The organism is Streptomyces hesseae, assembly GCF_031845785.1.
Taxonomy (GTDB): domain Bacteria; phylum Actinomycetota; class Actinomycetes; order Streptomycetales; family Streptomycetaceae; genus Streptomyces; species Streptomyces hesseae.
The window spans coordinates 132,660-150,069 of sequence record NZ_JAVRFI010000014.1 but is presented as its reverse complement, the minus strand read 5'-3'; the positions used below and the strand labels follow the sequence as shown (position 1 = coordinate 150,069).

19 protein-coding genes and 3 tRNA genes are annotated in these 17,410 nt (G+C 72.7%); 8 read left to right on the top strand and 14 right to left on the bottom strand.

Annotated features, from left to right (window positions below):
* Positions 1 to 7 precede the first annotated feature (7 nt).
* Together RM609_RS21620 and RM609_RS21615 are read right to left on the bottom strand one after the other, a co-directional pair.
* On the bottom strand, positions 8 to 961 hold the full coding sequence (locus tag RM609_RS21620) for an ACP S-malonyltransferase (RefSeq protein ID WP_311613144.1): 954 nt from the start codon (positions 959 to 961) through the stop codon (positions 8 to 10).
* 98 nt (positions 962 to 1,059) lie between these two features.
* Positions 1,060 to 2,235 (bottom strand): PucR family transcriptional regulator, encoded by a 1,176-nt coding sequence (locus tag RM609_RS21615; protein ID WP_311613143.1) that lies wholly within the window; start codon positions 2,233 to 2,235, stop codon positions 1,060 to 1,062.
* A gap of 81 nt (positions 2,236 to 2,316) precedes the next feature.
* Between RM609_RS21615 and RM609_RS21610 the strand changes: the two genes are divergently transcribed.
* Positions 2,317 to 2,991 carry a pirin family protein gene (locus tag RM609_RS21610; RefSeq protein ID WP_311613142.1) on the top strand — a complete coding sequence of 225 codons (675 nt, stop codon included), beginning with the start codon at positions 2,317 to 2,319 and terminating at the stop codon, positions 2,989 to 2,991.
* A 42-nt stretch (positions 2,992 to 3,033) separates the two neighbouring features.
* Here RM609_RS21610 and RM609_RS21605 read toward each other — a convergent pair whose 3' ends face one another.
* The gene (locus RM609_RS21605; protein ID WP_311613141.1) at positions 3,034 to 3,852 is read right to left on the bottom strand and encodes a serine hydrolase domain-containing protein; all 819 of its coding nucleotides are present in this window, start codon (positions 3,850 to 3,852) and stop codon (positions 3,034 to 3,036) included.
* Between the two features lie 123 nt (positions 3,853 to 3,975).
* On the opposite strand from RM609_RS21605, the gene RM609_RS21600 reads away from it, so the two are divergent.
* Positions 3,976 to 4,449 carry a MerR family transcriptional regulator gene (locus RM609_RS21600; protein ID WP_311613140.1) on the top strand — a complete coding sequence of 158 codons (474 nt, stop codon included), beginning with the start codon at positions 3,976 to 3,978 and terminating at the stop codon, positions 4,447 to 4,449.
* 3 nt (positions 4,450 to 4,452) lie between these two features.
* Positions 4,453 to 5,481 carry an aldo/keto reductase gene (locus tag RM609_RS21595; protein WP_311613139.1) on the top strand — a complete coding sequence of 343 codons (1,029 nt, stop codon included), beginning with the start codon at positions 4,453 to 4,455 and terminating at the stop codon, positions 5,479 to 5,481.
* Between the two features lie 46 nt (positions 5,482 to 5,527).
* On the opposite strand, the gene RM609_RS21590 is transcribed toward RM609_RS21595, so the two are convergent.
* Both RM609_RS21590 and RM609_RS21585 read right to left on the bottom strand, forming a co-directional pair.
* Positions 5,528 to 6,313 (bottom strand): EI24 domain-containing protein, encoded by a 786-nt coding sequence (locus tag RM609_RS21590; RefSeq protein ID WP_311613138.1) that lies wholly within the window; start codon positions 6,311 to 6,313, stop codon positions 5,528 to 5,530.
* Positions 6,314 to 6,354: 41 nt separating this feature from the next.
* Positions 6,355 to 7,380 carry an NADP-dependent oxidoreductase gene (locus RM609_RS21585; RefSeq protein ID WP_311613137.1) on the bottom strand — a complete coding sequence of 342 codons (1,026 nt, stop codon included), beginning with the start codon at positions 7,378 to 7,380 and terminating at the stop codon, positions 6,355 to 6,357.
* An 88-nt stretch (positions 7,381 to 7,468) separates the two neighbouring features.
* On the opposite strand from RM609_RS21585, the gene RM609_RS21580 reads away from it, so the two are divergent.
* Positions 7,469 to 7,906: a MarR family winged helix-turn-helix transcriptional regulator gene (locus RM609_RS21580; RefSeq protein WP_311613136.1), complete on the top strand. Its 438-nt coding sequence runs from the start codon at positions 7,469 to 7,471 to the stop codon at positions 7,904 to 7,906.
* 22 nt (positions 7,907 to 7,928) lie between these two features.
* Here the strand turns inward: RM609_RS21580 and RM609_RS21575 are convergent, their stop codons facing one another.
* Positions 7,929 to 8,444, bottom strand: coding sequence for an isochorismatase family protein (locus RM609_RS21575; protein WP_311613135.1), 516 nt, complete (start codon positions 8,442 to 8,444; stop codon positions 7,929 to 7,931).
* Between the two features lie 173 nt (positions 8,445 to 8,617).
* Here RM609_RS21575 and RM609_RS21570 point away from each other — a divergent pair, with 173 nt between their 5' ends.
* Positions 8,618 to 9,214 (top strand): hypothetical protein, encoded by a 597-nt coding sequence (locus RM609_RS21570; protein ID WP_311613134.1) that lies wholly within the window; start codon positions 8,618 to 8,620, stop codon positions 9,212 to 9,214.
* Between the two features lie 95 nt (positions 9,215 to 9,309).
* Complete coding sequence (locus tag RM609_RS21565; RefSeq protein WP_311613133.1) at positions 9,310 to 9,861, top strand: sortase domain-containing protein; 552 nt, start codon at positions 9,310 to 9,312, stop codon at positions 9,859 to 9,861.
* 17 nt (positions 9,862 to 9,878) lie between these two features.
* Here the strand turns inward: RM609_RS21565 and RM609_RS21560 are convergent, their stop codons facing one another.
* The 6 genes from RM609_RS21560 to RM609_RS21535 all read right to left on the bottom strand — a co-directional run bounded on the left by RM609_RS21560 (position 9,879) and on the right by RM609_RS21535 (position 12,061).
* Positions 9,879 to 10,304 carry an OsmC family peroxiredoxin gene (locus RM609_RS21560; RefSeq protein ID WP_311613132.1) on the bottom strand — a complete coding sequence of 142 codons (426 nt, stop codon included), beginning with the start codon at positions 10,302 to 10,304 and terminating at the stop codon, positions 9,879 to 9,881.
* 86 nt (positions 10,305 to 10,390) lie between these two features.
* On the bottom strand, positions 10,391 to 10,993 hold the full coding sequence (locus tag RM609_RS21555) for a histidine phosphatase family protein (RefSeq protein ID WP_311613131.1): 603 nt from the start codon (positions 10,991 to 10,993) through the stop codon (positions 10,391 to 10,393).
* Entirely contained in the window at positions 10,986 to 11,384 is a 399-nt protein-coding gene (gene trxA / locus RM609_RS21550) for a thioredoxin (RefSeq protein WP_311613130.1), read from the bottom strand. Before trxA ends, RM609_RS21555 begins: the two co-directional genes overlap by 8 nt.
* 262 nt (positions 11,385 to 11,646) lie before the next feature.
* Positions 11,647 to 11,720 (bottom strand) — tRNA-Ile (locus tag RM609_RS21545).
* A gap of 190 nt (positions 11,721 to 11,910) precedes the next feature.
* Positions 11,911 to 11,983 (bottom strand) — tRNA-Asn (locus RM609_RS21540).
* Positions 11,984 to 11,988: 5 nt separating this feature from the next.
* Positions 11,989 to 12,061: transfer RNA gene (locus RM609_RS21535), tRNA-Asn, on the bottom strand.
* Positions 12,062 to 12,253: 192 nt separating this feature from the next.
* Here RM609_RS21535 and RM609_RS21530 point away from each other — a divergent pair.
* Complete coding sequence (locus tag RM609_RS21530; RefSeq protein ID WP_311613129.1) at positions 12,254 to 12,544, top strand: YtxH domain-containing protein; 291 nt, start codon at positions 12,254 to 12,256, stop codon at positions 12,542 to 12,544.
* 60 nt (positions 12,545 to 12,604) lie between these two features.
* Positions 12,605 to 14,044: an FGGY family carbohydrate kinase gene (locus RM609_RS21525; RefSeq protein ID WP_311613128.1), complete on the top strand. Its 1,440-nt coding sequence runs from the start codon at positions 12,605 to 12,607 to the stop codon at positions 14,042 to 14,044.
* 37 nt (positions 14,045 to 14,081) lie between these two features.
* Here RM609_RS21525 and RM609_RS21520 read toward each other — a convergent pair whose 3' ends face one another.
* Together RM609_RS21520 and dnaG are read right to left on the bottom strand one after the other, a co-directional pair.
* Entirely contained in the window at positions 14,082 to 15,293 is a 1,212-nt protein-coding gene (locus RM609_RS21520) for an RNA polymerase sigma factor (protein ID WP_438828497.1), read from the bottom strand.
* Between the two features lie 175 nt (positions 15,294 to 15,468).
* Positions 15,469 to 17,367, bottom strand: a complete 1,899-nt coding sequence (gene dnaG, locus RM609_RS21515; protein WP_311613127.1) for a DNA primase — start codon at positions 17,365 to 17,367, stop codon at positions 15,469 to 15,471.
* Between the last annotated feature and the right edge of the window lie 43 nt (positions 17,368 to 17,410).

The window sequence follows — 17,410 nt, the reverse complement described above, 5'->3', positions numbered from 1 at the left end:
GGGCTCCTTATTCGGCCGGGGTGACTTCGGCGCCGGCGTGCTCGGCGATGAGCGCGCGGGCGGCGTCGAGGTCCTCCGGGGTCTTGAGCGCGAGCGTAGTGACACCCGGCAGGGCGCGCTTGGCCAGCCCCACGAGGGTGCCACCGGGCGCCGCCTCGATCATGGCCGTGACGCCCAGCTCCTTGAAGGTCTCCATGCACAGGTCCCAGCGGACCGGGTTGGCCACCTGGCCGACCAGCCGCGCGACGACCTCGGGGCCGCCGGCGACGACGGCGCCGTCCTTGTTGGAGACGTAACGGGTGTGGGGGGCGGCAGGCGTGAGCTCCGCGACCGCCGACTCCAGGACCGAGACGGCCGGTGCCATGTGGTGGGTGTGGAAGGCGCCCGCCACCTTGAGCGGCACCACACGACGGGTGCCCTCGGGCTTGTCCTCGGCCAGCGCCGCCAGCTGCTCCGCCGTACCGGCGGCCACGATCTGGCCCGCGCCGTTGACGTTCGCGGGGGTCAGGCCCAGCTTCTCCAGGTGCGGCAGGACGACGTCCTGCTCGCCGCCCAGCAGGGCGGACATCCCGGTCTCGGTGACCGCGGCGGCCTCGGCCATGGCCAGCCCGCGTTTGCGCACCAGCCGCATGGCCTCCTCCTCGGACAGCACGCCCGTGAGCGCGGCGGCGGCGAGCTCGCCCACGCTGTGCCCGGCGACGGCGCCCACGAGGCGGGAGAGGTCACCGGCGGTGGGGAACAGCTGCCCGGCGGAGAGCAGCGCGGAGGCCACCAGCAGCGGCTGGGCCACGGCGGTGTCACGGATCTCGTCGGCGTCGGCGGCCGTGCCGTAGTGGACAAGGTCCAGGTCAATGGCAGCCGACCACTCACGCAGGCGGTCTTCAACACCTGGGAGGTCGAGCCAAGGGGTCAGGAAGCCGGGCGTCTGAGCGCCCTGGCCGGGAGCGACGAGTACGAGCACCCTCACACTCTCTCTCGTGGACGGCTCCGCCCACCCGTGAGGACAGGGACCAAGAACCGTCAGGGGAATTGTTGGCGTTCAACAAAAGCGTAAGTGTGTCACTCCGCGTCGGCCAGCCGCCCGAGGATCAGTGCGATGCGCAGAGTGAAGGCGGAGCGGACATCGGAGGGTGACCATCCGGTGACGTCCGTCACACGTCGCAGCCGGTATCGCACGGTGTTGGGGTGGACGAACAACATCCGCGCCGCGCCCTCCAGGCTGCTGGCCTGCTCCAGATAGACGCTCAGCGTCTCCAGCAGGGCCGAGCCCGCCTCCTCCAGCGGTCTGTAGATCTCCTCCACCAACTGCTCACGGGCGGCCGGGTCTCCGGCCATCGCCCGCTCCGGCAGGAGATCGTCCGCGAGTACGGGCCGGGGGGCGTCCGGCCAGGCGGCGCACGCCTTGAGCCCGGCCGCCGCGGCCTGCGCGGACTTCGTCGCCGCCAGCAGGTCGGGCACCACCGGCCCGGCCACCACGGGGCCCGCCGCGAACGGGCCGATCAGCGCCTTCGCCGTCTGGAGCGGATTGTCCGAACCGCCCGCGATCACCACCAGCCGGTCGCCCAGCACGCCCGTGAGGACCTGAAGCTTGGCGTGGCGCGCCGCCCGGCGGATGGCCTCGACGGTCAGCTCGCTGTCCCCGTTGGGCGCCGTGCCCAGCACCACCGCGACATGCGCCGGAGCGCTCCAGCCCAGCGCGGCCGCGCGCGACAGGGCGCCCTCGTCGGCCTCGCCCGACAGCACCGCGTTGACGACCAGCGACTCCAGCCGGGCGTCCCAGGCGCCGCGCGCCTCGGCGGCCTGGGCGTACACCTGGGCCGTGGCGAAGGCGATCTCCCGGGCGTAGACCAGCAGCGCCTCGCGCAGCGCCGACGAGTCGCCGGGGGCGGCCACCTCGTCGATGGCCGACTCCATGACCTCGATGGTCGTCCGGACCATCTCCACGGTCTGGCGCAGGGTGATCGCCCGGGTCAGCTCGCGCGGCGCCGTGCCGAACACGTCCGTGCTGATGGCCTGCGGTGTCTCCGGATGCCGGAACCACTCCGTGAACGCCGCGATACCGGCCTGGGCGACCAGGCCGATCCACGACCGGTTCTCCGGGGGCATCGCCCGGTACCACGGCAGCTGGGCGTCCATGCGGGCGATGGCCGCGGCGGCCAGCGTCCCGGATGACTGTTCCAGGTTGCGGAGGGTGGCGCGGTGGGGGTGGGGGGGATGAGCGGCTGGTTCGGGCACGGGGACAAGCCTGCCTTATTCGGGTGCGATACGGAGCCGCCGGGACCCCTCCGGGGCGCCCGGCGGGGCTACGGTGGGCCGATGACGTACGTGCAGCGGGCCGCCGATCGCTTCCGCGGCGGCGATCCGGCGGCCGGGATCGAGACCTGGCACGCCTTCTCCTTCTCGGGCTTCTACGACCCCGACAATGTACGGTTCGGCCCGCTCGCGGCCTGCAACGAGGAGCGGCTGGCGGGCGGCGCGGGCTTCGCCGAGCATCCGCACCGGGACGTCGAGATCGTCACCTGGGTGATCGAGGGCGAGCTCACGCACGAGGACTCCACCGGGCGGACCGTGACCGTCCGCCCCGGCGACCTCCAGCGGCTGAGCGCCGGCTCCGGCGTCCGGCACACCGAACGCAACGCGGGGTCCGTTCCACTGCGGTTCGTACAGATGTGGCTGACGCCGTCCGATTTCGGGGGCGAACCGTCGTACGAGGTGGTGCGGGGGATCGCCGACGGGACGCCGTACGCGTTGGAGAGGGCGGAGGCGGTGCTGCATGTCCGGCGCCTCCCCCCGGGCGGGCAGGCCGCGCTGCCGGACGCGCCTTGGTTGTACGTGCACGTGGTACGCGGCGCGGCGCGGCTGGCCGGCGAGGTGTTGCGTGAGGGCGACGCGGCTCGGGTTCTCGATGCCTCCGGCATCACGGCTGACGCGATCGGCTCCGCCGTGGAGTTGCTCGTGTGGGAGATGCACGCGGAGCCGCGTTTTGAGTAGCCCCGGCGCTACGCGCCGGGATTCGCCCGCCCTCCCGCCCGATTACCCCGCGCGGAGTTCGGCGATCACGGCGTTCGTGAACAGCGGCCAGGCCTCGATCGCCCAGGAGCCGAAGGCCCGGTCCGCCAGGGCTACGCATGCCGCGCCCAGGTCCGGATCGACCCACAGGAACGTGCCGGACTGGCCGAAGTGGCCGAACGTCCGCGGCGAGGACGACGTGCCCGTCCAGTGCGGGGACTTGCCGTCCCGGATCTCGAAGCCGAGGCCCCAGTCGTTGGGCCGCTGGTGCCCGTAGCCGGGCAGCACGCCCGTCACACCGGGGAAGACCACCGTCGTGGCCTCGTCCAGCGTGGTGCGCGACAGCAGTCGCGGCGCCTGGAGCTCGGCGGCGAACCGGGCCAGGTCCAGAGCCGTCGACACGCCGTCCTTCGCGGGCGAGCCGGGCAGGTCCGTGGAGGTCATGCCGAGGGGCTCCAGCACCGCCTGCCGGAGGTACTCGGCGAAGGGGATGTCCGTGGCCTTGGCGATGTGGTCGCCCAGGGCGTCGAAGCCGGCGTTGGAGTACAGCCGCCGGGAGCCCGGCTCGGCCATGGAGCGGTACTCGTCGAAGGCGAGGCCGGAGGTGTGGGCGAGCAGATGACGCACCGTGGCACCGGGCGGGCCGGCCGGCTCGTCGAGCTCGATCGCGCCTTCCTCGACGGCGATCAGCGCGGCGTACGCGGCCAGCGGTTTGGTGACGGAGGCCAGCGGGAAACGGTGGCGGGTCGGGCCGTGCGCACCCGCGTAGGTGCCGTCGGCGCGTACGACGACGGCCGCCGCGGTCTTGACGGGCCAGTTCTCGATCATCCGCAGGCTTTCCATGGCAAGGAGCCTAACGCGAGGGGGGATCGGGCCGGATCACGTCGGGATCCCGCTTGCTTCGAGTGCACTCCAACTCTCTAGCGTTGGGGACGCACCGCACGGGGTGAGCGAGGGGATGCGGCAATGACATTGATGGACACCGAGAGCGCGCCGGCCGGAGCGGTGGACGACCGCCGCTGCTCCCCGCTCGCCCGCCAGCGTCAGCGCCGCCCGGAGGGCCGGGAGCGCTACACGATCAGCGAAGTGGCCACGTACGCCGGGCTGTCCGCGCACACCCTGCGCTGGTACGAGCGGATCGGGCTGATGCCGCACGTCGACCGCTCCCACACGGGGCAGCGCCGCTACACCGACCGCGACCTGGACTGGCTGGACCTGGTGGGCCGGCTGCGGCTGACCGGGATGCCGGTGGCCGACATGGTCCGCTACGCGGAACTGGTCCGCCAGGGCGAGCACACCTTCCCCGAGCGCGAACGGCTGCTGAGCGCGCACCGCGACGACGTGCGGATGCGCATCGCGGAGCTGCGCAGCACGCTGGAAGTACTGGACTACAAGATCGACATCTATGCCGACGCCCGCCGGGCGTCCGAAGGGGCATGACAGATGAGCAACGAGAAGATCGCACGCGTGGCCCTCGGCAACGGCGGCCCGGAGGTCGGCGTCCAGGGCCTGGGCTGCATGGGCATGAGCTTCGCCTACGGCCCGACGACGGACGAGGGGGAGGCCCGGGCGACGCTGGAGCGGGCGCTGGAGCTGGGCGTCACCCTCTATGACACCGCCGACATGTACGGGATGGGCGAGAACGAGAAGTTCATCGCCCCCTTCATTCAGGCCAACCGGGAACACGTGGTGCTGGCGACGAAGTTCGCGATCTCCCCGGACCCCGAGGACCCGACGAACACCGCGAAGCGCGTCATCCGCAATGAGCCCGCGTACATCCGTGAGGCGGTCGAGGGCAGCCTGCGGCGGCTGGGCGTGGAGCAGATCGACCTCTACTACATGCACCGCCGCAACCCCGCCGTCCCGCTGGCGGAGTCGGTGGGCGCGATGGCCGAGCTGGTGGCGGAGGGCAAGGTCAAGCACCTGGGCCTGAGCGAGGTCACGGGCAGCGAGCTGCGCGAGGCGCACGCCGTGCACCCGATCGCCGCCGTGCAGTCGGAGTGGTCGCTCTTCAGCCGGGACATCGAGGAGAACGTCGTCCCGGTGGCCCGTGAGCTGGGCGTCGCCCTCGTGCCGTACTCGCCGCTGGGCCGCGGCTTCCTGACGGGTGCTTTCGCGAACGCCGAGAAGGAGCTGTCGTCCGACGACTGGCGCCGTACCCAGCCGCGCTTCACGGGTGACAACGCCTCGTCGAACGTCGCCCTGCTGGAGCCGCTGCGGCGGATCGCCGAGGCGCGGGGCGTCACGCTCGCCCAGGTCGCGCTGGCGTGGGTGCAGCAGCGGGCGGCGGTGGAGGGCCTGACGGTCGTTCCGATCCCGGGCACGCGCAAGCGCTCCCGTCTGGAGGAGAACGTGGGTGCCACCCGCGTCGAGCTGACGGCGGACGAGCTGGCGGCCCTGGAGCCCATCGCCGGCAAGGTGGCCGGCGACCGCTACCCGGACATGACCTTCACGTCGGCGGGCCGGGAGTAACACCAGGGGTTCGAGGTCCGGGAGCGGCCGGGGGCATGGCCCCTGGTTACTCCCGGACCTCCGCCGTGAACTCGGTGGCGGCCTCCGCCGCCTCGTCCTCCCCCATCAGGTCCCGCGCCAGCAGCGTCGCCCCCGCCACGGCGCCCGGCATCACGAACACCGCGACGAGCGGCACCAGGAAGAGCAGGGTCAGCGGCACTCCGAAGCCCAGCACCAGCAGCTTGCGGGAGCGCAGCAGTTCCAGCCGCTGACGCAGCGGCACCCCGCGTCGCTGAAGGGCGACGGCGGAGAGTTCCTCCGTCAGAAAGAAGCCGGAGAAGCAGAAGCCGATGGCCGGGACCACCGTCTGGCCGACGAAGGGCACAAAGCCCAGGGCGAAGAAGAGGACGCCCCACGACGCGGCCCGGACGAGCACGGCGAGGCTCTCGCGGGCCGAGATCCACAGCTCGCGCCAGAGCGGCAGCCCGGACGACGGGGCACTGCCGCCCTCCGCCAGGTCGACCCGCTCGGACAGCGCCTCGTAGAAGGGCTGTCCGACGAGCAGCGTCACCGCGGTGAAGGAGAGCATCGCCAGCAGCAGGCAGCCGCCGAAGAAGAGCGCCGTCAGCGCGCCGCGGAAGAGGCCGAGCCAGGGCGAGCCCCAGCCGTCGGCGAAGGGCGTGGCCCAGTCGACGACGTCGTCGGCCCAGAAGACGAGCGCGGTCATCGCCGCCGCGTACCCGATCAGGGTGATCAGCCCGGGCAGCAGCCCGAAGCCCCATTGCCGGCGGTTGCGCCCCACCCAGCGCTGGCCCTTGACCAGGTACGACATGCCCGTCACAAGATCTCGCATGGCGGCACATCGTAGCCGCCCGGGTGGGCGGCCCCGTGCCGTCAGAGCGTGACGATCATCTTTCCGGTGTTCTCGCCGCGCAGCAGTCCGAGGAACGCGTCGACGTTGTGCTCGATGCCCTCGACGACGGTCTCGCGGACCTTGAGCTCGCCGGAGCGGATCCAGCCGCCGACCTCCTCGACGAACTGCGGGCGCAGCGCGTCGTGGTCCGAGACGATCATGCCCTGGACGCGCAGCCGCTTGGCCAGGATGTTGACCATGTTGCGCGGGCCGGGCACGGGCTCGGTGGCGTTGTACTGGGCGATCATGCCGCAGATGGTGACGCGGCCGTGGAGGTTGAGGGCGCTCAGCGCCGCCTCGAAGTGCTCGCCGCCGACGTTGTCGAAGTAGACGTCGATGCCGTCGGGGGCCGCGGCCTTCAGCTGGTCGACGACCGGGCCGTCCTTGTAGTTGAAGGCGGCGTCGAAGCCGTACTCCTCGCGCAGCACGCGGACCTTCTCGGCCGAGCCCGCGCTGCCGATGACGCGCGCGGCGCCCTTGAGCCGGGCGATCTGGCCGACGAGGCTGCCGACGGCACCGGCGGCGCCGGAGACGAAGACGGTGTCGCCCTCCTTGAAGGAGGCGACCTCCAGCAGGCCCGCGTAGGCGGTCATGCCGGGCATGCCCAGTACGCCGAGGTAGGCGGAGAGCGGGGCGATCTTCGGGTCGACCTTGGCGGCGCGGGTGGCGTCGACCACCGCGTAGTCACGCCAGCCGAGGCCGTGCAGGACGTGGTCGCCGGGCTCGAAGCCCTCGGCCCGCGAGGCAACGACCTCGCCGACCGCGCCGCCGTCCATCGGCCGGTCCAGCTGGTACGGCGGGATGTAGGACTCGCGCTCGTCCATGCGGCCGCGCATGTAGGGGTCGACGGACAGGTGGACGTTGCGGACCAGGATCTGGCCCTCGGCGACCTCGGGGAGGGCAACCTCGCGCAGGGCGAAGTCCTCCGGCTTGGGCCAGCCCACGGGGCGGGCGACGAGGTGCCACTCCCGGGCGGTCTCGGGAATGCGGGCGGCTGTGGCGGTCATGGGAACAACCCTCCAGATACTTAAGAACCTCAACCAATCATGTGCCTCGATATTTCACTATGTCAAGTAACCGAGTAGTCTGGTTTGCATGACACCCCCTCCGCGACCCGCCGACGCCCTGACCCTCGAGGTGGTCGACCTCATCGCGACCGTCGTCGCGCGCTACCACGAGGAGTACGAGGAGGCGGCCGCCAGGCACTCGCTCACCGGCGCCCAGGCCCGCGTCCTGGCCCTGCTGGCCCGGGAGCCGCTGCCGATGCGGAAGATCGCCCTGAAGCTGAAGTGCGAGCCGTCGAACATCACGGGGATCGTCGACCGGCTGGAGGCCCGGGACCTGGTCGAGCGCCGCCCCGACCCGGACGACCGCCGGGTCAAGCTCGCGGCGGCGACAGAGGAGGGCCGACGAACGGCCGCCCGGCTGCGGGAGTCGCTGCACTTCGCGCGCGAGCCGCTGGCCGGGCTGTCCGAGACGGAGCGCGCCACGCTGCGGGACCTGCTGAGGCGGATGCTGGGCGAACAGGCCTGACGCCGCAGACGGCCGCCGACGCCTACGCGGGCAGCCGCAGCTCCCCCGCCGTGACGACCGTCCCCAGCCGCGGCATGTCCAGCGCCACCGACGCCCGGTGCTCCTCGGCCGTCAGCGCGCTCATCGCGTCCTCGACGAAGACGAGCTCGTAGCCGTGGTCGGCGGCCGCCCGGCCGGTCGACTCCACCCCGAGGTTGGTGGCGACCCCGGCGAGCACCAGCGTCCGCACCCCGCGCTCGCGCAGCCGGTCGTCGAGCCCGGTGCCGTGGAACGCGCCCACCGTCCGCTTGACGATCTCGATGTCCCCCGGCTCCGCGACCCCCGGGAGCAGCCCGCTGCCGGGAGGCTGTTCGGCGACGCCGGGCCGCTCCACCCGGACGACCACCACCGGCGCCCCCGCCTTGCGGAAGGAACGCGCCAACTCCGCCGCCGTCTGCGCCACTTCGTCGCCCGGGTGGGGCGCGAGGGGCAACGCCACGAGGCGCTCCATGAGGTCGACGAGGACGAGTGCGGTGCGCTGGGGGTCGAGTTCCGTCATGGCCACAGACCGTACCGGCCGCGACCTCGGCGTGGGCGGCCTCCGGGCCAGCTCACGGCTGCCGGTAGGTAAAGGTTCCGCGAAGGACGACTTCGGGGTACGCGGCCGGCCAACTCGCCGAGGTTTTCCGATGCGTTGCCGAAAGGCGGGGCGGGTGCGCCACGATGGCACGCATGAGACCGTCTTCCGAGCCCGCCCCCGGGCCCGTCGCCGCCTTCGGGCCCCTGGAGTTCCAGCTCGTGCTGCTGCGCCGGATGGCCGACCACCAGCCCGGACTGGTCGAGGACGCGCTGCGCGAACTGGGCGTCGGACGCGCCGAGATGCGTGAGGCCAACCGCCGCTGGCAGGCCATGACGCGCTCCCCGCGCGGCCGGGGCGCCGGGCCCCGCTACCGCTCCGTCCTGGGCCCGCCGGAGAGCACCGGAGAGCGCCGCGTCGGCGATCTGGCCTTCGAGGCGGCGTCCTGGCCGGTGCCGCTCTGGCCCGGGCTGCGCTTCGAGGTGCTGAGCGCCCCCGGCGGCGCGGTGTGGAACGAGTGGCTGGTCCGCGCGCCCGGGGCCGGGCCGGCCGTGCCGCGTACGGTCGAGGAGCTGCTGCCCTGGTCCTGCACGGTGGACGAGGTCGCCCGGGCCTTCCCACCCGCCCGGCCGATGGAGGGCACCGCCCCCACGCGCTGGCGGCTGGCCTTCACGGCGCCGGACGCGGCCGGGGTGCGCGGGGAGTACGTCGCGGAGTTCACGTGGGGGCTGTTCCAGCGGCTGATTCCCTAGCGGCGGCACTCCCGGCACGGTCCGCCTCCCGGCGGAGGGCGGAGTGGCCGTTCGGCCGAGGCGGGAGCGCTGGGGCGGGTCCTAGGTTGGGGCGCATGTCCATGTCCACGTCCACGCCCCGCTTCCGCCGCTCCCTGACGGCCCTGCTGCTGGTGGTGGCCGCCGTGCTGCTCGGCGCCTGCGCCTGTACGCCGGGCGGCGGGACCGGCAAGGTCATCGGCGGCCCGGCGCAGGCCGAGGAGCCGTCCCGGGTCGCCATCCCGTCCCTCGGCGTGGACAGCCCGCTGATGCGGCTGGGCCGCGGCGACGACGGCGCCGTGCGGGTGCCGCCGCCGGAGAAGGGCAGGGTCGCGGGCTGGTACCGGGGCAGCGCCAGGCCGGGCACCCGGGGCGCCGCCGTGATCATCGGCCATGACGCGACCCTCGACGGCAAGGCCGTCTTCCAGGACCTGCACAGGATCAAGGAGGGCGACGTGATCGACGTCGAGCGCGGCGACGGCAAGATACTGCACTTCACGGTCACCGGCACGGAGAAGGTGACCGAGAGCGCCTTCCCCACGCGGAAGGTCTACGGGGAGACCCGGGAGAAGGCGCTCCGCCTGGTCACCTGCGCGGGCAACCTGATCGTCTACGCGAAGCTCGCGTAGACGGCACACGGGAGACGTCAGGCGAGCTCGGCGGCCAGGGTGATCGTCGTCCCGGTGAGCGCCTGGCTGACCGGGCAGTTCTTCTTGGCGCCCTCGGCCGCCGCGGCGAAGCCCTCCTCGTCCAGACCCGGCACCTCGCCGCGGACGGAGAGGTGGATGCCGGTGATGCCCTCGCCGGGCTGGAAGGTCACCTCGGCCTTGGTCTCCAGCCGGGTGGGCGGGGTGCCGGCGCCGGTCAGGGCGTGCGAGAGGGCCATGGAGAAGCAGCTGGAGTGGGCGGCCGCGATCAGCTCCTCCGGGCTGGTCCTGCCGTTGGCCTGCTCGGCGCGGGAGGCCCAGGTGACCGGGTACGTCCCGATGCCGGACGACTCGAAGGCGATCTCGCCGTTGCCCTTGATCAGCTCACCGTTCCAGACGGTGGTGGCGATGCGGTTGGTGGCCACGCTGTCTCCTCTATGAAGTGGTCTGTGAAGTGGACGACTCTACGAAGCGGAAACCGCCCCGATCATCCTGCGCCCGGCGGCCGCCCTCAGGCTCCGACACGCCCGTTCCAGGCGACCAGGGCGGGGCGGCCGTGCTCGGTGCCGATGCGGCTGACCGTGCCGGTGTCCAGCCGGAACAGCGCGCCGGCCGACGGCGGCAGCCCGAGCCTACGAGCCGTCAGCACCCGTAGGAAGTGCCCGTGGGCGACCAGCGCGACGTCACCGGGGACACCGTCCGCCAGGCGGGAGACGATCCGGGCCAGCACCCGGTCGGCACGGGCGCCGACCTCCTCCGGTGACTCGCCGGGGTGCTCCGGCGGACCGGGCGCGACCCCGTCGTCGAAGAGGAACCAGCCCGGCCGGTCCCGCTGGATGGCGGCCGTGGTGACGCCCTCGTAGCCGCCGTAGTCCCACTCCCGCAGATCCGGCTCGGTCTCCGCGCCCTTCAGCCCCGCCAGCTCGGCCGTGCGCACGGCCCTGACCCGGGGGCTGGTGAGCACCAGGGCGATGTCGCGCCCCTCCAGCGCCGGCCGCAGCGCCTCGGCCTCCCGCTCCCCGCGCTCGGTCAGCGGGAGGTCCGTCCAGCTGGTGTGCCGGCCGTCCCGGCTCCAGGCCGTCTCGCCGTGCCGGATCAGCAGCAGCTCACCCATCGTTGCCGGGAGCCGCCGCCCCCTCGGTCCGGGCCTGCTCCACCGAGGCCCGCACCTCGTCCATGTCCAGGGCCCGCGCCTGCCCGATGATGTCCTCCAGCGCGGCCTCCGGCAGCGCGCCGGGCTGGGCGTACACGGCGATGTTGTCCCGCACGATCATCAGCGTGGGGATCGACCGGATCTCGAACGTCGCCGCGAGCTCGGGCTGTGCCTCGGTGTCCACCTTGGCGAACACCAGGTCCTGGTGGCGCCCGGCCGCCCGCTCGAAGACGGGGGCGAAGTTCCGGCACGGGCCGCACCACTCGGCCCAGAAGTCGATGAGCACGAATCCGTTGCCGGAGACGACCTCGTCGAAGTTGTCCTTGGTGAGCTCCACGGTGCTGCTGCTCATGAGCGCCTTCCCGCTTCCGGTTGTCCGTCGCGTCCGGGCCAGTGTGGCCCAAGCACGCCAACAGGCGGGGAAGGCGGCCTATTCCGGCGGCCGCCCCCGTGCCGTCCCCCACGCCGGCCCACCGTCGGCCGGGGTGAGACCGGTGTCACACCGGGCGCCGCGCCAGCGTACGCCCCCGGAAAACACCGCGCCCCGGCCGGAAGATCCCGGTCGGGGCGTCGAAACGGCAGGCGAGATCGTTTCTGCACCTGAACCGCGCGTGTGGGGCGGGTGGGACTCGAACCCACGGCCGACGGATTATGAGTCCGCTGCTCTAACCGGCTGAGCTACCGCCCCGTTCACGGCGCGTCGCGCACAACTGTGCGCGCCGTCTGCCGCAGCATAGCCGCTCATACGATCTGCTGCCCCGGTGGGTCCGTATCGTGTGATCGGTCTGACCATGAGGACTTCGATCACGCCGGTTCGGTTCCCGCTTCCGGCGGTTTCCGGCATGAAAAAAGGACCCCGAGGGGTCCTGATCTCACTGCTCCCCCGACTGGACTCGAACCAGTAACCTGCCGATTAACAGTCGGCTGCTCTGCCAATTGAGCTACAGGGGACCGCGCTCCCCCGACTGGACTCGAACCAGTAACCTGCCGATTAACAGTCGGCTGCTCTGCCAATTGAGCTACAGGGGATTGTCGCGTTTGCCTCGAATGCTCGTCCGGCCGGTCTCCCGGGCGGCGCGCGCTCGCTGCGAGACATACATTAGCGCAAGCAGGGGGGTGCTCCGCCAATCGGTATCCCCGCAGGCCCCGGGAGTGACCTTCGGCCCGGCCGGGTAGGCGGCTGGCGGCGGGCTCAGCGGACCCAACGGAAGGACGGGCGCGATGCGCTACCGGCTGACCTTCATCACCGGCGCGGCTGTGGGGTACGTGCTCGGCGCGCGCGCCGGGCGCGAGCGGTACGAGGAGCTGCGCAAGGGCGCGCGGCGGATCGCGCAGAACCCGGCGGTGCGCAACACCGCCGAGACCGCCGCCGTGAACGGCCGGGCCCTCGTCACCCGGACGTTCGACAAGGTCGGGGACCGGCTGCCCGGCCCCGTCGCGGAGCGGATCCGCTCCCTGCGCGAGCGGGGACAGGGCGGCGTCGAGGACGACTGGGGCACGAGCAACACCTGACCGGCACTCGAATGGCCGTCCGGATGCCGCCGATGCCAAAAGGTTTGGCATCATCTCGGCATGGGCATAGTCGCGGGGTTGGGCAGTTCCTCCGAGGGCACGAGCGTCGTCGTCTGCGACGCGGAGTCGGGAGCCGTGCTGCGGCAGGGCTACGCGCCCCATCCGGCGTCCGCTCCGGAGGGTGACCCACAGGCATGGCTGATCTCGCTGGGCGAGGCGGCCACCGGCGGAGTCCTGGAGGGCGTCCAGGCCATCGGCGTCGCCGCGCAGCAGCACGGGCTGCTGACGCTGGACGCGGGCGGCGTCCTCGTCCGTCCCGCCCTCCTCGGCAACGACAAGCGCGTCCAGGCCGCCGCGGCCGAGCTGACCGACGCCCTGGGCGGCCGGGCCGCGTGGGCGGAGGCCGTCGGTTCGGTGCCGCAGGCCGGGCAGGCCGTGGCGAAGCTGCGCTGGCTGGCCCGTAACGAGCCGGAGTCCGCGGCCCGGGTGGCCACGGTCCTCCAGCCGCACGACTGGCTGGTCTGGCAGCTGCTGGGCCGCCCGGTACGCTGCGCGACCGACCGCGGCGACGCCTCCGGCACGGGCTTCTGGTCGGCGGCCACGGGCGAGTGGCGGCCCGATCTGGTGGAGCTGGCCCTGGGCCGCCAGGCGACGCTCCCGGACGTGCTGGGGCCCGCCGAGCCGGCCGGGCACACCCCCGAGGGGCTGCTGATCTCCGCCGGTACGGGCGAGACGATGGCGGCGGCCTTCGGGCTGGGCGTGGGGCCGGGCGACGCGGTGGTCTCGCTGGGCGCCTCGGGCTCCGTCTTCGCCGTCCACCACTCCGCGCTCGCGGACGCGACCGGCACCATCACGTCCTTCGCCGACGCGACCGGCATGCACCTGCCCGTCGTCCACACGCTCAACGCCGTGCGGGTACTGCGCGGCACCGCCGAGATGCTCGGCACGGACCTGCCGGGCCTCTCCGAGCTCGCCCTGCGCTCCTCCGCCGGCTCCTACGGCCTGGTGCTCCTGCCCTACCTGGAGGGCGAGCGGACCCCGCACCTGCCCCACACGGCGGGCACCCTGTCCGGTCTGCGGCGCGAGAGCATGAAGCCCGAGCACCTGGCCCGGGCGGCCTTCGAGGGCATGCTGTGCGGCCTCACGGACGCCCTGGACGTGCTGCGCGGGCGCGGTGTCGAGGTGCGCCGGGTGTTCCTGCTGGGCGCGACGGCCGAGCTGCCGGCCGTGCAGGCGATCGCGCCGTCGCTGTTCGGGGCGCAGGTCGTCGTGCCGCAGCCGGCCGACTACGCGGCGCTGGGCGCGGCCCGGCAGGCGGCCTGGGCGCTGGGCGCGCAGCAGGGCGTGCTGTCCCCGCAGCAGCCCCCGCTGTGGCCCGCGGCGGCCAGTCAGGTCTTCGACGTCGCGGGCGAGGATGTGGCGGTCGGGCAGGCGGTGCGCCAGCAGTACGCGACCGTGCGCGAGCAGACCCACCCGGGAGCCTTCGACGCGGGCCGGTGAGACGCGGTCAGTGACCCGTGTACCCGTGTGAGCCCGCTCAGTCCAGATAGCCGCGCAGCTGGTCGGCGAAGGCGTGGTCGCGCAGCTTGTTGAGGGTCTTGGACTCGATCTGGCGGATGCGCTCCCGGGTGACGCCGAAGATCCGGCCGATCTCCTCCAGGGTGCGCGGCCGGCCGTCGACGAGCCCGTAGCGCAGCTGGACGACCTTGCGCTCGCGCTCGCCGAGGGTGGAGAGCACGGCCTCCAGGTGTTCGCGCAGCAGCAGGAAGGCGGCCGACTCCACGGGCGAGGCGGCGTCGCCGTCCTCGATGAGGTCGCCGAGGGCGACGTCGTCCTCCTCGCCGACGGGCGCGTGCAGCGACACCGGTTCCTGGGCCAGCCGCAGGACCTCGCTGACGCGTTCCTCCGACAGGTCGAGGGTGGCGGCGACCTCCTCGGCTGTGGGCTCGTAGCCGCGCTCCTGGAGCATCCGGCGCTGGACGCGCACCACGCGGTTGATCAGCTCGACGACGTGGACGGGGACGCGGATGGTCCGGGCCTGGTCGGCCAGCGCCCGGGACATCGCCTGACGGATCCACCAGGTCGCGTACGTCGAGAACTTGTAGCCGCGCGCGTAGTCGAACTTCTCAACCGCCCTGATGAGACCGAGGTTTCCCTCCTGGACGAGGTCGAGCATCGTCAGCCCGCGGCCGATGTAGCGCTTGGCGACGGAGACGACGAGGCGCAGATTCGCCTCGATGAGACGGCGCTTGGCCATCCTGCCGAGCACGACCAGCCGGTCGAGGTCGAGGGCGAGCTGGGTGTCGAGGTCCGGGGTGCTGCCGAGCTTCTCCTCGGCGAACAGGCCCGCCTCGACACGGCGGGCGAGATCCACCTCCTCGGCGGCGGAGAGCAGCGGGATCCGGCCGATCTCCCTCAGATACTGGCGGAAGAGGTCGGAGGAGGGGCCGCTCGTATCGGCCCGTGCGGCCCGTTCGGCCCGTTCGGGGACCGGCTCCGGGGCGGGATCGTCGGGGAGGGCCAGGGTCTCGGACGCTGGCGGCTCGGCCTGCTGGGGCACCGCCGCCAGCGGGTGGGCCGGGGCCTTCAGGGTCGGGGTCCGGGTCTGCACGGGGGCGACCTCCAGGTGATCGCTGCTGAGGCGGCAGAACGAGCGGCTGGACGTACGGCGGCCGGGGAGCCGACGCGGCGTCGGACATCGGGGGGATTCCGGTCCGGCACGCCGGACCTGCCGCGCTCCGGGCCCCATGAGGCACCGCCCACCAGTGTGGGGCACGACGCGTGCCCGCCACGAGGGGCGTGCGCTCACTTTCTGAGCCCGGATCGTGACCGGGCGTACTTATGTCCTGCGGGTGCGGCCCGGTGGGCCGGTTTGTGCCCACCCTCCCCCGGCCCCGCGGCACGCCTGCCCACAAACGGGCTGGTTAAAGCGCGTCGGCCCCGCGGTCCTTCAGCGCGCGCCCGTACTGCTCCAGGACCCACAGCTCGTTCTGGACGGCCGCCAGGTGCTCGGGGTCGGGGCGGTCGCCGAGGCGGACCAGGCCGGCCTGGACGTCCTTGATGCGCCGCTCGACGGCCCGCAGCCGCACCTGGACGAGCTGGACGCCCGCGTACACCTCGTCGACGGTCTTCGCGCGCACCGCCTCGACGGCGAGCTCGGTCACCAGGGAACGCACCGTGTCGTCGGGTGCGGCGTCGCGGACCTTCGCCAGATAGCCCGCGTCGGCACCCGTGACACCGCCGGCCGCCTCGATGGCGCGGCGTACGAGCACGTACGGCGCGGCGGTGAACTCGTCCTCGCCGTACGCGTCGAAGGCCGGGGCCACCAGGTGGGGGTGCTGAAGGGCGAGCTTGAGCAGCTCGCGCTCGGTGAGCGCGGCCGGGCTGCGCAGATTGAGCGCGGGCCCGCGCGCGGCCTGCGGCTGCGGCGCGGCGGCCGGCGGCGCGCTCTGCCGGGCGGGCGTACGGCCGTCGGGGCGCTGGCCCCGCTCACGGGCCCAGCGGGCGAGCTGGCCGACGCGGCGCACCACGAACTGGGTGTCGAGGATGCCGAGCATGCCCGCGAGCTGGACGGCGTACTCGTGCTGGATGGAGCTGTTCTTGATGTTGGCCACGATGGGCGCGGCCGCCTCCAGGGCGGCGGCGCGGCCCTCGGCGGTGTCCAGGTTGTGACGGGCGACGCCCTGGCGGATGGCGAAGGCGAACAGCGGGGTGCGGGCGTCGACCAGGGCCGCCACGGCGGCGTCGCCCTCGGCGAGGCGCAGCTCGCAGGGGTCCATGCCGCCGGGGGTGATGGCGATGGAGGTCTCGGCGGCGAACTTCTGGTCGTCCTCGAAGGCGCGCAGGGCGGCCTTCTGGCCGGCGGCGTCGCCGTCGAAGGTGAAGACGACCTCGGAGGCGGCGTTGTCCATCAGCAGCCGCCGCAGGATCTTGATGTGGTCGCCCGCGAAAGCGGTACCGCAGGTGGCGATGGCGGTGGTGACGCCGGCCAGGTGGCAGGCCATGACGTCGGTGTAGCCCTCGACGACGACGGCGCGGTTGGTCTTGGCGATGTCCTTCTTGGCGAGGTCGATGCCGTAGAGGACATGCGACTTCTTGTAGATCGCCGTCTCGGGGGTGTTGAGGTACTTCGGGCCGTTGTCGTCGTCGCGGAGCTTGCGGGCGCCGAAGCCGATGACCTCGCCGGTGATGTCGCGGATGGGCCACATCAGGCGGCCGCGGAAGCGGTCGATGGGCTTGCCGCTGCGGCTGTCCTGGGCGAGGCCGGAGAGCAGCAGCTCCTTGTCGGAGAAGCCCTTGCCGCGCAGGAAGCGGGTGAGGTGGTCCCAGCCGGCCGGGCTGTAGCCCACGCCGAAGTGCTCGGCGGCGGCCTGGTCGAAGCCCCGGCCCGCCAGGAACTTCCGGCCGATCTCGGCCTCGGGGCTCGCCAGCTGGTCCGCGTAGAACCGGGCGGCGATCTTGTGGGCCTCGATCAGGCGGATGCGTTCGCCCTGCTGGCGGCCCGGGGTGTAGCCGCCCTCCTCGTAGCGCAGGGTGATGCCGGCCTGGGAGGCCAGGCGCTCGATCGTCTCGGAGAAGGAGAGGTGGTCGATCTTCATGATGAAGTCGACGGTGTCCCCGCCCTCCTGGCAGCCGAAGCAGTAGAAGAGCCCCTTGGCGGGGCTCACCTGGAAGGACGGGGACTTCTCGTCGTGGAAGGGGCACAGGCCCTTGAGGTTGCCGCCGCCCGCGTTGCGCAGCTGGAGGTACTCGGACACGACGGCGTCGATCGGGACCGCGTCCCGGACCGCCTTCACGTCGTCATCGTTGATCCTGCCTGCCACGCCGTGAATTCTACGGCCGCCGGGCGGCGCCGCCGTCGCCTTC